The 13,549-nt window shown below is 62.0% G+C and carries 8 protein-coding genes; all 8 read left to right on the top strand.

The genetic code is table 11. The annotated features are described in order from the left end of the window. Positions 1-40: 40 nt before the first annotated feature. A complete protein-coding gene (locus tag N8H71_RS01910; protein ID WP_262192526.1) occupies positions 41-1,066 on the top strand; it encodes an alpha/beta fold hydrolase in 1,026 nt (341 codons plus the stop codon). A gap of 13 nt (positions 1,067-1,079) precedes the next feature. After that, the gene (locus N8H71_RS01905; protein WP_262192525.1) at positions 1,080-2,033 is read left to right on the top strand and encodes a D-2-hydroxyacid dehydrogenase family protein; all 954 of its coding nucleotides are present in this window, start codon (positions 1,080-1,082) and stop codon (positions 2,031-2,033) included. A 520-nt stretch (positions 2,034-2,553) separates the two neighbouring features. After that, positions 2,554-4,140, top strand: coding sequence for a glycogen synthase GlgA (gene glgA, locus N8H71_RS01900; RefSeq protein WP_262192524.1), 1,587 nt, complete (start codon positions 2,554-2,556; stop codon positions 4,138-4,140). A gap of 15 nt (positions 4,141-4,155) precedes the next feature. After that, positions 4,156-5,961: a malto-oligosyltrehalose trehalohydrolase gene (gene treZ / locus N8H71_RS01895; protein ID WP_262192523.1), complete on the top strand. Its 1,806-nt coding sequence runs from the start codon at positions 4,156-4,158 to the stop codon at positions 5,959-5,961. Further along, the gene (malQ, locus tag N8H71_RS01890; RefSeq protein ID WP_262192522.1) at positions 5,958-8,036 is read left to right on the top strand and encodes a 4-alpha-glucanotransferase; all 2,079 of its coding nucleotides are present in this window, start codon (positions 5,958-5,960) and stop codon (positions 8,034-8,036) included. Before treZ ends, malQ begins: the two co-directional genes overlap by 4 nt. Continuing rightward, entirely contained in the window at positions 8,033-10,807 is a 2,775-nt protein-coding gene (locus tag N8H71_RS01885) for a malto-oligosyltrehalose synthase (protein ID WP_262192521.1), read from the top strand. Before malQ ends, N8H71_RS01885 begins: the two co-directional genes overlap by 4 nt. A gap of 29 nt (positions 10,808-10,836) precedes the next feature. Beyond that, positions 10,837-11,169 (top strand): DUF2934 domain-containing protein, encoded by a 333-nt coding sequence (locus tag N8H71_RS01880; protein WP_262192520.1) that lies wholly within the window; start codon positions 10,837-10,839, stop codon positions 11,167-11,169. Between the two features lie 220 nt (positions 11,170-11,389). Continuing rightward, the gene (gene glgX / locus N8H71_RS01875; RefSeq protein WP_262192519.1) at positions 11,390-13,549 is read left to right on the top strand and encodes a glycogen debranching protein GlgX; all 2,160 of its coding nucleotides are present in this window, start codon (positions 11,390-11,392) and stop codon (positions 13,547-13,549) included.

The raw sequence follows: 13,549 nt of genomic DNA, 5'->3' as shown, positions 1-13,549 counted from the left end.
GGCCGTTCCAGCATCGGCCGATTTCTTGTGGAGTTGTCCTATGTCTGTGTCGCTTACCCGCTGGCTACCCGGCCTGTTGCTGACCGCCGCCCTGCCCCTGCTTGCTCACGCCGAAAGCCCGCAATACGGCCCGGAACTGCAAGGTTTCGATTATCCCTACACCCTCAAGCACTTTGCCTTTCAGTCCCAGGGGAAATCTCTGCAGATGGGTTACATGGACGTCGCCGCCCACGGCAAGGCCAACGGGCGCACCGTGGTGCTGATGCACGGCAAGAATTTTTGCGGCGCGACCTGGGACAGTTCGATCAAGGCCCTGAGCGAAGCCGGCTACCGGGTCGTCGCCCCGGATCAGATCGGTTTCTGTACCTCCAGCAAACCCGATCATTACCAGTACACCTTCCAGCAATTGGCAGCCAATACCCAGCAACTGATCAAGGCGCTGGGCATTCAGAAGGCCACCCTGCTCGGCCACTCCACGGGCGGCATGCTCGCCACGCGCTACGCGCTGCAATACCCGGATCAGGTCGAGCAACTGGCGCTGGTCAATCCGATCGGCCTGGAAGACTGGAAAGCCCTCGGCGTGCCATATCGCAGCGTCGATCAGTGGTATCAGCGCGAACTCAAAGTCACCGCCCAGGGCATTCGTGACTATGAACGCACGACCTACTACGACGGCCGCTGGAAACCCGAATTCGACCGTTGGGTGGACATGCTCGCGGGTCTCAGCAACGGCCCGGGCAAGACTCAGGTCGCATGGAACTCGGCGCTGATCTACGACATGATCTTCACCCAGCCGGTGTACTACGAGTTCAAGGACCTGAAGATGCCGACCCTGCTGCTGATCGGCACCTCAGACACCACCGCCATCGGCAAGGACATTGCGCCGCCGGAAGTGAAGGCCAAAATCGGTCACTACGAAGTGCTGGGCAAGCAGGTGGCGAAACTGATTCCTCAGTCCACGCTGGTGGAATTCACCGGCATGGGCCACGCCCCGCAGATGGAAGAGCCAGCGAAATTCCACGAGGCACTGCTGGGCTGGCTGGACAAAACCAATCCCGTTCGTTGAAGAGGTAGCGCTGATGGCGGTGCAGATTGCTGTGATCGATGACTGGCAGGACGTTGCGCGGGGCGTAGTCGACTGGTCGGTGCTCGACAGTCTCGGCGAAGTCACCTTCGTTCATGAGTACCCGGCGGATAACGCCACGCTGGCCGAGCGTCTGGGCCGGTTCGAGGTGATCTGCGTGATGCGCGAACGTACGCGCTTCGATGAGGACCTGCTCAAACGCTTGCCGAACCTGAAGCTGCTGGTCACCGGTGGCATGCGCAATGCGGCCCTCGACATGCAGGCCGCCGCGAAGCTCGGAATCAAGGTCTGCGGCACCGACAGTTACAAACACGCGGCGCCGGAACTGACCTGGGCGCTGATCATGGCCGCCACCCGCAATCTGGTGAACGAGGCTAATGCCCTGCGCACCGGCCAGTGGCAGCAAGGTCTCGGTGGCGACCTGCACGGCAAGACCCTGGGCATTCTCGGGCTTGGCAGCATTGGCCAGCGGGTGGCGCAGTTCGGTCAGGTGTTCGGCATGCGCGTGATCGCCTGGAGCGAAAACCTCACCGCCGAGCGCGCCGAACAGGCCGGTGTCACTTATGTCAGCAAGCAGCAATTGTTCGAACAGGCTGACGTGCTGTCGGTGCACCTGGTGCTCAGCGATCGCAGCCGGGGTCTGGTCGACGCCCACGCGCTGGACTGGATGAAGCCGACCGCCCTGCTGGTCAACACGGCTCGCGGACCGATCGTCGACGAAACGGCGCTGATCAAGGCTTTGCAGAAACAGCGCATCGGCGGTGCGGCACTGGACGTGTTCGATCAGGAACCGCTGCCGGCCCTGCACCCGTTTCGCACCCTCGACAACGTGCTGGCCACGCCCCACGTCGGTTATGTCAGCCGGCAGAACTATCAGCAGTTCTTTTCGCAGATGATCGAAGACATTCAAGCCTGGTCAGCCGGGGAATCGGTGCGCCTGCTCAACTGAGCCTCCTCGCCTTCGCGGGCAAGCCCTGCCCGCGAAGCAGCACCCGCTGTCCGCCCGCCAACAAAACTGTCCGCACCGCAACAGTGCGCTCGCACTTTTCCGGCGCCCGAAATGGTGACCGACCGGTCACCATTTTGCGTCATCGGCTCCGCCAAACATGCACTTCGTCGGAGCGCGACCCCTCTCAAAGCCACGGTTTTCGCGAGCCCGTAACAGATTGTCGAACAATTCATCCAGTTGTCATGGCCCGCTCTAGGATCTGGCCTAGACTGATTTTCGCGGGACAAAACCGACCGGTCACAAAGCGGAAAATTAATCGAAACTTTTGCTGATCGCGACGAGTCATCTGAGAGACAGGGCCAAAGCGACTGGTTCAAGTCTTGCAACGGCCTCCTCACCCATTCTGCTTGCGCGTGTTGGGTAGCTTGCTTACCGATGCGTGGCGCGATTGCGCCCGGCCACAGGACTTGGCCATAGCTTGTTCGACACAAGAACCAGATCAACAAAACGGGAGATTCATATGATCAGTGCGGCATTGGATATTCAGGGAGAGCGTGCTCATCAGCCGGTCGGCGATTCGAGCACCATGAGCGTTCCCGGCAGCCGGTCGATCAACGTCCCGGGCACCAAGACGCTGGCACCAGTGGCCAGTCAGAACCCCAACAAGAAGAAAGTGTTGTTCGTGACCTCGGAAATCGCCGACCTGGTGAAGACCGGTGGTCTTGGTGACGTTTCTGCCGCCCTGCCCCGTGCCATGGCACATCTGCATGACGTCCGGGTGTTGATCCCCGGTTACCCGCAAGTGATGAACAGCGAGAATCCGATCCACATCATCGGCGAACTGGGTGGCCACGCCGCGCTGCCGCCCTGCAAGATCGGGCGCATGGACATGCCCGACGGTCTGGTGATTTATGTGTTGATCTGCCCTGAACTCTACGCCCGTGACGGCGGCCCGTATGGCGCCAACAACGGTCGCGACTGGCCGGACAACCACATCCGCTTCGCCCGCCTGGGCCTGGCCGCTGCCGATATCGCCGCCAATCTCGCACAAATCCACTGGTGCCCGGATCTGGTGCACGCCCACGACTGGCCGGCCGGGCTGGCACCTGCCTATATGCACTGGCGCGGGCAACGCACGCCGACCCTGTTCACCATTCACAACCTGGCTTATCAAGGCGTGACCAGCCTCGGCTCGTGCCCGGAGCTCGGGATTCCCGCCCATGCCCTGCAACAGGAAGGCATGGAGTTCTACGGCAAGATGTCGTTCCTCAAGGCCGGTATGGCCTATTCGAGCCACATCACCACCGTCAGTGCCACTTATGCGCAGGAAATCACCACTCCGGATTTCGGCTGCGGTCTGGACGGTTTTCTCGCCGCCAAGACCCAGCAAGGTTTGCTCAGCGGCATCCCCAACGGCATCGATGAAAGCTGGGACGCCGCCACCGATCCGCATCTGTTCGCACCGTTTGCCATCGGCGACTGGGAAGGCAAAGCCGTCAACGCCGCCCATGTGCGCGAACTGTTCGGTCTGCAGGATTCCGAAGGCCCGCTGTTTGCCGTGGTGTCGCGTCTGGTCTATCAGAAAGGCCTGGACCTGACCGAAGCGGTCTCGGAATACATCGTCCAGAACGGTGGCCAGATCGCGATCATAGGCCGTGGCGAGCCGGAAGAAGAACAGGCCATGCGCGAGCTGGCCCTGCGCTTTCCCGGCCAGATCGGCGTGCGCATCGGCTTCAACGAAACCGACGCCCGACGGATGTTCGCCGGTAGCGATTTCCTGCTGATGCCGTCGCGTTACGAACCGTGCGGTCTGAGCCAGATGTACGCCCAGCGTTTCGGCTCGCTGCCGGTGGCACGCAATACCGGCGGTCTGGCCGACACCATTGAGAACGGCGTCACGGGATTCCTCTTCAACGAATCGACAGCCGACAGTTATCGCGAAGCCCTGAGCCGCGCGTTCAAGGTGTTTGCCTTTCCAGAGCTGCTCAATGCCATGCGCTGCCGGGCAATGGCGGCACCTTTCAACTGGTGCAAAGCCGTCGAACCCTATGCCGATCTCTACGAACAACTGGTGGCCAAGGCGCTGGGTAAAACCCACCACAAATAACCAGGGAGGTTGTCAATGAAGCCGTTACGGTCCCATGAAACCTGGCCCCACGGCGCGATCATGCTGGAGACTGACCACACACAGTTTGCGTTGTGGGCGCCGGATGCGTTTTACGTCAGTGTCGAAATGGACAACGGCCAGTCACTGCCGATGTTGCCGCAGAATGACGGCTGGTTCGTGATCAAGAGTCGCTGCCCGGCCGGCACTCGCTACCGTTTCAACATCGATGGCGAACTGGAGGTGCCGGATCCGGCCTCCAGAGCGCAGGACGGAGATCTGAATCGCCACAGTGTGGTGGTCGATCCCCATGCCTACCCTTGGCGGCACGTGACATGGCAGGGTCGACCGTGGAATGAGGCGGTGATCTACGAATTGCATGTCGGTGCGCTCGGTGGTTTTGCCGAAGTGGAGCAACACCTTGAGCGCCTCACTGCCCTGGGCATTACCGCCATCGAGCTGATGCCGATCGCGCAATACCCCGGCGATCGCAACTGGGGTTACGACGGCGTGTTGCACTATGCGCCACAAGCGTCCTATGGCACGCCGGAACAACTCAAACACCTGATCGACAGCGCCCACGGTCACGGTCTGGCGGTCATTCTCGACGTGGTCTACAACCACTTTGGCCCGGACGGCAATTATCTGCACCGTTACGCCAAGGGTTTCTTTCGCGAAGACAAGCACACACCGTGGGGCGCCGCGATTGATTTCCGCCGTCGCGAGGTGCGGGACTTCTTCATCGATAACGCGCTGATGTGGTTGCTGGAGTACCGTTTCGACGGCCTGCGTCTGGATGCCGTACATGCCATCGAGGACCCGGATTTCCTGCAGGAACTGGCGCTGCGTGTGCGCCAGCAGATTGATCCCGCGCGCCATGTCTGGCTGACGGTGGAAAATGAACACAATCAGGCCAGACTCCTGGAGGAAGCCTACGACGCGCAATGGAACGACGACGGCCACAACGCCCTGCATGTGTTGCTGACCGGTGAAACCGACGCCTATTACGCCGACTACGCCGAGCAACCCACCGAACAACTGGCCCGCTGCCTGAGCCAGGGTTTCGTGTTTCAGGGTCATATCACCCGCCACGGCACACCTCGTGGCGAGCCAAGCGAGCATCTGCCTTCCACCGCGTTCGTGCTGTTCCTGCAGAACCATGACCAGATCGGCAACCGCGCCTTCGGCGAGCGCCTGCATAAATTGGCCGACCCGCGCGCGGTGGAGGCTGCGACCGCGCTGTTGTTGCTGTCGCCGATGATTCCCCTGATGTTCATGGGCGACGAATACGCCGCCGAACAACCGTTCCTGTTTTTCACCAGCCACCATGGTGAACTGGCGAAGCTGGTGCGCGAAGGACGGCGGAATGAATTTGCAGCGTTCAGTGCCTTCTCCGATCCGCATAAACGCGAGCAGATTCCCGATCCGAACGCCGAGCAAACCTTTCACGCCTCACAGCCGCGACTGATCGGCAGCGGCACACCTCGGCAACGAGCGACACTGGCGCTGTATCGCCAGCTCCTGCAATTGCGCCATCAATACATCATTCCCAACCTGCCCGGCACCCAAGCCCTCGGCGCTCAGGTACTGGGGCCTGGCGCCGTCAGCGCGCGCTGGCGGCTGGGTGATGGCAGCGAGCTGCGAATCGACCTGAACCTCGGCGACACGCCAGTGGTCAACCTTCCACAGGCCGAATCGGTGTGGCTTTTCCGCCAGCCCTCCACCGCCGGCCTGACGGATGAGGGGCAACTGCCCCCGTATTGCGCGCTTGTCAGCCTCACGGCCGCAACCCCTTTGCCACCCCTGGATGGAGAGCGCCTATGAGCGATGCGCAACTGGAAATTCTCGCCAGCCGAGCCGGTCTCGCTGTCGACTGGATCGACGCCAATGGCCGCCAGCAAAAAGTTGCCCCGGCCGTGCTGCGCAATGTTCTGACCGGCCTCGGTCACCCGGCCGGAACGGCCCAGGAAATCGACGCCAGCCTGCTCGAACTGCAACAAGTGCAGGAAAATCGCCATCTGCCTCCACTGCTCACCGCAGACGTCGGCGTGGGGCTGGATCTGGCCCGCTATTTCGAACCCGAAACCCCTTGCGAGATTCACCTTGAAGACGGCTCGCGCCTGAGCCTGAAACTGGATGCCGAGGCCGTACTGCCCGGCGAAATTCCGGTCGGCTATCAGCAAGTGCACATCGCCGATCAGCAATTCACTCTGGCCGTGGCACCGGAACGCTGCTTCAGCGTGGGTGACGCGGTGGACAGCCCGATCCCTCGCGTGTGGGGTCTGAGCGTGCAGCTATATGGCTTGCGCCGCCCCGGCGATGGCGGTTTCGGCGACACCCAGGCCCTGGAAGAACTGGCCCGAGTGGCCGGCGAGCGCGGTGCCGATGCGCTGGCGATCAGCCCGCTGCACGCGATGTTCAGCGCCGACACCGGGCGCTACAGCCCTTACTCGCCGTCCAGTCGGCTGTTTCTCAATGCGTTGTACGCCGCACCGGGCGTGATCCTCGGCGAGCGTGCGCTGCGCGATGCGATTGACGCGGCCGGCCTGACCGATCAGTTCGAGCAATTGGAAAACCTGAAACTGATCGACTGGCCGAAAGCAGCCGAAACCAAACTGAAACTGCTGCAAGCCTTGTACGACGGCTTCATCAGCGGCGAACACCCGTTACACAACGACTTCTCCAGCTTCCGCGATGCCGGCGGCGAAGCGCTGGAAAACCACTGCCGCTTTGAAGCCATCCAGGAAATGCGCGCCGCCCGTGGCGAAAGCCTCGACTGGCGCCAATGGCCGGAGCACTGGCACGACCCGCGCGGCGCTGCCCTCGGCGCGTTTGCCGAGGAATACGCCGAGCGCATCAGTTACTTCGCATTCTGCCAATGGCTCATCCACCGCTGCCTGGAGCGCGCCCAGACCGCCGCCCGCAGCGCCGGCATGGGCATCGGCCTGATCGCCGACCTGGCGGTAGGTGCCGACGGTGCTGGCAGTCAGGCCTGGAGCTTTCAGGACGAACTGTTGGCCTCGCTGACCGTCGGCGCGCCGCCTGACATCCTCAATCGCTCGGGCCAGGGCTGGGGCATTTCCGCGTTTTCTCCGGAAGGTCTGGTGCGCAACGGCTTTCGCGCGTTCATCGACATGCTGCGCGCCAACTTCGCCCACGCCGGTGGGCTACGCATCGACCATGTCATGGGCCTGCAACGGTTGTGGGTGATCCCCAACGGCGCAGTCCCGGCGGACGGCGCCTACCTGTATTACCCGGTGGATGACCTGCTGCGTCTGCTGACCCTCGAATCCCACCGCCATCAAGCTATCGTGCTTGGTGAAGACCTCGGCACCGTGCCCGATGGCCTGCGCGAAAAACTCATCGCCCGTGCCATGCTCGGCATGCGCGTGCTGTTGTTCGAACAGGACAACACCCATTTCAAACCGATCCTCGACTGGCCGGACAACGCCCTGGCCACTACCAGCACCCATGATCTGCCGACACTCAATGGTTGGTGGCACGGCCGCGACATCGACTGGAACGCGCGGCTCGGGCTGATTGACGCCAACGGCGAAATCGACTGGCGCCGTTACCGCGAACGCGAGCGTGAAGGCCTGCGCGGTGCCTTGAGCCAGGACCCACAGAACTTTCGCGAGGAATCCCACGAGGCCGATCAGGTGGTCGACGCCGCCGTGCGTTTCCTCGGCCACACCCGCGCGCCGCTGGTGCTGCTGCCGCTGGAAGATGCGCTCGGGCTCGACGAACAGGCCAACCTGCCCGGCACCATCGACACCCACCCGAACTGGTCGCGGCGTTTGCCGGGCACCAGTGAGGCGCTTCTCGACGGAGTCGACGCCGCACGACGCCTGGAACTGCTGGCTTGCGCGCGTCTTCAGGCAGCCGAGCGTGACCGATGAGTGCATTGCCTATCCAGACACTGCGCGCCACGGTCCGCCTGCAATTTCATCGCAGTTTTACCCTCGATCAGGCGGTGCCGCTGGTGCCGTACTTCGCCCGGCTCGGTATCAGCCACATTTATGCTTCGCCGCTGCTCGCCGCCCGCGCGGGCTCGATGCATGGATACGATGTGGTCGACCCGACCCGCGTCAATCCGGAACTCGGCGGCGAGCCAGCCTTGCGCCGTCTGGTCTCCAGCCTGCGCGAGCACGGCATGGGGCTGATCCTCGACATCGTCTCCAATCACATGGCGGTTGGTGGCGGCGACAACCCGTGGTGGCTCGATCTGCTGGAATGGGGACGACTCAGCCCTTATGGTGAGTTCTTCGATATTCAGTGGCACTCGCCCGATCCGTTGATGGAAGGCCAGTTGCTGCTGCCGTTTCTGGGCAGCGATTATGGCGTTGCGCTACAGGACGCGACCCTGCCGCTGGTGTTCAATGCCGAGAGCGGCACCTTCCATGTCGAGCATTACGAGCATCACTTCCCGGTCTGCCCCGGCGATTACGGTGAACTGCTCAAATCCGATGACAACCCCATCGAAGCGCTCAAGGCCCTCGCCGACCGTTTCAGCGCGCTCAGTTATCAAACCGACGCCCGCTCGCTGGCCATCCCGCTCAAGGAAGAACTTCAGCAACTGGCCAGCGACCCGCAAATCCTCCAGGCCATTCAGCGCAACCTGACCCACTACGACTCGAAGACCGAAGACGGTTTTCAGCGCCTGCATCAGTTGCTGGAGCGGCAAAGCTATCGCCTGGCGAGCTGGCGCACGGCGGCGGATGACATCAACTGGCGGCGTTTCTTCGACATCAACGAACTTGGCGGTTTGCGCGTCGAACGCCCGGCCGTGTTCGAGGCCACCCACGGCAAGATTTTCCAGTTGATCGGAGAAGGCCTGATCGACGGCCTGCGCATCGACCACATCGACGGCCTCGCCGACCCGCGCAGTTACTGCCGCAAACTGCGCCGCCGCCTCGACCACCTGGCACCGGGCAGGCACTTGCCAATCTACGTCGAGAAGATCCTCGGCGACGGTGAAACCCTGCCCACCGACTGGTCCGTGGACGGCAGCACCGGCTACGAGTTCATGAATCAGCTGTCGCTGCTGCAACACGACCCGGACGGCGAACACGTTCTCGGTGACTTGTGGAAACGTCGCACCGAACGCCCCTCTGCGTTTATCGAAGAAGCGCAACTGGCGCGCCAGCAGATCCTCAACGGCTCGCTGGCCAGCGATTGCGAAAGCGTCGCCCAGGCCCTGCTGCAAGTGGCGCGCGATGACCTGATGACCCGCGACCTCACGCTCGGCTCGATCCGCCGGGTGCTGCAGGCGCTGATCGTGCACTTCCCGGTCTATCGCACTTACATCACCCCGATGGGCCGTTCGGCGCGGGACGAGGTGTTTTTCCAGCAGGCCATGGACGGTGCGCGGCAGACATTGAGCGAAGCCGATTGGCCAGTGCTGGACTCCGTAGCCGGCTGGCTCGGCGGCCAGCCGTGGCGGCGCAAACCCCGTGGCCGTTCACGCAAAATCCTGAAGCACGCCTGCGTGCGCTTTCAGCAACTCACGTCGCCGGCCGCCGCCAAAGCAGTGGAAGACACCGCGCTGTATCGCTCGGCGGTGCTGCTGTCGCGCAATGACGTCGGTTACAACACCGAGCAGTTCAGCGCGCCGGTCAGCGACTTTCACGCGGTGAACCAGCAACGTCTGGCGAGCTTCCCGGACAACCTGCTGGCCACTGCCACCCACGACCACAAACGCGGCGAAGACACCCGCGCGCGACTGGCCGTGCTCAGCGAACGCAGTCACTGGTACGCCGAGCAGGTCGAGTTGTGGCGCGCCCTCGCTCGACCGCTGCGCAATGACGATCAGTTGCCGTCGTCCGGGGACGAATTGATCCTCTATCAAGCCTTGCTCGGCAGTTGGCCGCTGGACCTGCGCGACGACGATCAGGCCGGTTTCGCCGACTACGCCAAGCGTATCTGGCAGTGGCAGCAGAAAGCCTTGCGCGAAGCCAAGCTGCAAAGCAGCTGGAGTGCACCGAACGAGGCTTACGAAAACGCGGCGCAAGCGTTCACTGAACAGTTGCTGCTGGCACCCGAGGGCGAACTGCTGCGCGGGGCCCTGGCCAAGAGCGTCAACAGCATTGCTGCGGCCGGTGCCCTTAACGGTCTGGCGCAAACCTTGCTGCGCATGACCGTGCCGGGTGTGCCGGATCTGTACCAGGGCAACGAGTATTGGGATTTCAGTCTGGTCGATCCGGACAACCGCCGGCCAGTGGATTACAGCCTGCGCGAACAAACCCTGACGGCGACGCCTGCACAGGAACTGCTATCAGGCTGGCGTGACGGGCGAATCAAGCAAGCGTTGATCGCCCAGGTGCTGCAGCTGCGCGCTGAATACAGCGAATTGTTTCGCCGCGGTTCGTACCAGGCCCTCGAGGTGCTGGGCGACCAGGCGCACAACGTGCTCGCGTTTGCCCGCGAGCACGGGGGGCAACGAGTCATCGTGATCGTACCGATCCGTTGCGCAACACTGCTGGAAAACAGTGCCTTGCCGATGGTCGATGCGCTGCGCTGGGGCGATACGCGGGTGGAATTACCGTTCGCCGCCTCAGACGACAATCTGAAGGGACTTTTTTCGAGCACCGCAGTCACAAAAAACAGGGAGCTGGAGGTCAGCGCCGCACTGGGGGACTTCCCGGTCAATCTGCTTATCCAACACGTCTAGCAGCATGAGTTCAGTCCAGGAGCATTGCGATGAGTACCGACGATAAACGCATCCGCGAATTCGCCTATCAGATCTGGGAATCCGAAGGAAAACCCGAAGGCCAGGAAGCTCGCCACTGGGAGATGGCGCGCAAACTGGCCGAAGCCGAAGCCTTGGCGCCGAAGAAATCGCCAAAAGCCGCCGGTAGTAAAACCGCTGGCAAGACCGCCACCAGCAAAGCCGTCGATGGCAAGGCGCCCGCCGCCAAACCCAAGGCCACGACGGCCAAGGCCAAGCCTGCCAGTGCCGCCAAGGTTATTCCCCCGGGCGAAAAAGCCGCCGAGAAAAAGCCCCGCGCGCCGCGCAAGCCGCCAGCGGTCTGACGCGTCCCGAACCATTGAACTGAATGACCGTGTGGCGGGTTCGCTCGCCACCGAGGACGCTCTCGTCCTCAAGAAACATGAAGCCTCTGTGGGAGCGAGCTTGCTCGCGAAGGCGATCTATCAGTCACCTCCATCTTTGAATGACAGACCGTATTCGCGAGCAGGCTCGCTCCCACAGAAGATTGATGCTCACCCGACTTACTGACTTGTAGGAGCACCTATGACCCGTCCAAAGAAAGCCGAGCCCGCCGCTCAAGCCGAGCCCACGCGAATCCGTGAAGGCCTGCCCTTCCCGCTCGGCGCAACCTGGGATGGTCTGGGAGTGAACTTTGCACTGTTCTCCGCCAATGCCACCCGAGTCGAACTTTGCATTTTCGACGATGCCGGTGAAGTCGAACTCGAACGCATCGAATTGCCGGAGTACACCGACGAGATTTACCACGGCTATTTGCCCGATGCGCATCCGGGCCTGATTTACGGCTACCGGGTTTACGGCCCGTATGACCCGGCCAACGGCCACCGTTTCAACCACAACAAATTGCTGATCGATCCGTACGCCAAACAACTGGTCGGCCAGTTGAAATGGTCCGAAGCGCTGTTCGGCTACACCATCGGCCACCCGGACGCCGACCTCAGTTTCGACGAGCGCGACAGTGCGCCCTTCGTCCCCAAGTGCAAAGTCATCGACCCGGCACACACCTGGGGCCACGACCAGCGCGTCAGCGTGCCGTGGGACAAGACGATCATTTACGAAACCCATGTGCGCGGCATCAGCATGCGCCATCCCTCGGTGCCGGATAACGTGCGCGGCACTTTCGCCGGGCTGATGGTCGACGACGTGCTGGAACACATTCGCAAGCTCGGGGTGTCGTCAGTGGAATTGCTGCCGATCCACGCCTTCGTCAATGACCAGCACCTGCTGCACAAGGGCATGACCAATTACTGGGGCTATAACAGCATCGCGTTCTTCGCCCCGGACCCGCGTTACCTGGCCAGCGGCAAGATTGCCGAATTCAAGGAGATGGTTGCGCACCTGCACGAGGCCAATCTCGAGGTGATTCTCGACGTGGTCTACAACCACACCGCCGAGGGCAACGAGCAAGGCCCGACCCTGTCGATGCGCGGGATCGACAACGCCTCGTACTACCGCTTGATGCCAGACGACAAGCGTTTCTACATCAACGATTCCGGCACCGGCAACACCCTCGACCTGAGCCACCCGTGCGTGCTGCAAATGGTCACCGACTCGCTGCGTTACTGGGCGAGCGAGATGCATGTCGACGGCTTCCGCTTCGATCTGGCGACCATTCTTGGTCGTTATCACGACGGTTTCGATGAACGTCACAGTTTCCTTGTGGCGTGCCGGCAGGATCCGGTACTGCGTCAGGTGAAAATGATCGCCGAGCCTTGGGACTGTGGCCCCGGCGGTTATCAAGTCGGCAACTTCCCACCGGGCTGGGTCGAGTGGAACGACAAGTTCCGCGACACCGTGCGCGCCTTCTGGAAAGGCGACGACGGCCAGCTCGCCGACTTCGCCAGCCGCATGACCGCATCGGGTGAGATGTTCAACCAACGCGGGCGCCGGCCTTATTCGTCGGTCAACTTCGTCACCGCCCACGACGGTTTCACCCTCAATGACCTGGTCTCCTACAACGACAAACACAACGAGGCCAATGACGAAAACAATCAGGACGGCAGCAACAACAACCTGTCCTGGAACCACGGTGTCGAAGGCCCCACCGACGACCCGGAAATCATCGCGTTACGCCATCGACAGATGCGTAATTTCTTCGCCACGTTGCTGCTTGCTCAAGGCACGCCGATGATCGTGGCCGGCGACGAGTTCGCCCGCACTCAGGACGGCAACAACAATGCCTACTGTCAGGACAGCGAAATCGGCTGGGTCAACTGGGACCTCAGCGAGGATGGCAAGGCGCTGCTGAAATTCGTCAAACGCCTGATCAAATTGCGCCTGGCTTACCCGATCCTGCGGCGTGGGCGTTTTCTGGTCGGCGAATACAACGAAGACATCGGGGTCAAGGACATCACCTGGCTGGCACCGGACGCCAGCGAGATGACCACCGAACACTGGCACGACGCGCACAACCGCTGCCTGGGCATGTTGCTCGATGGCCGCGCGCAGGAAACCGGCATTCGCCGCAAGGGTGCGGACGCGACGTTGCTGCTGGTGGTCAACGCCCACCACGACATCGTCAATTTCACCCTGCCGGAAGTGCCCGAAGGCAGTTTCTGGACCTGCATGATCGATACCAATCAACCGTCGATCCGGGGTCAGGAGCGTTTTCAGTTTGGTCACGAATACTCGGTCACCGGGCGTTCGTTGTTGCTGTTCGAACTGCAACGTGACGAAGAAGACTGA

The organism is Pseudomonas koreensis, assembly GCF_025447595.1.
Lineage (GTDB): Bacteria > Pseudomonadota > Gammaproteobacteria > Pseudomonadales > Pseudomonadaceae > Aquipseudomonas > Aquipseudomonas koreensis_H.
This window is presented reverse-complemented; position numbering and strand designations above follow the sequence as displayed.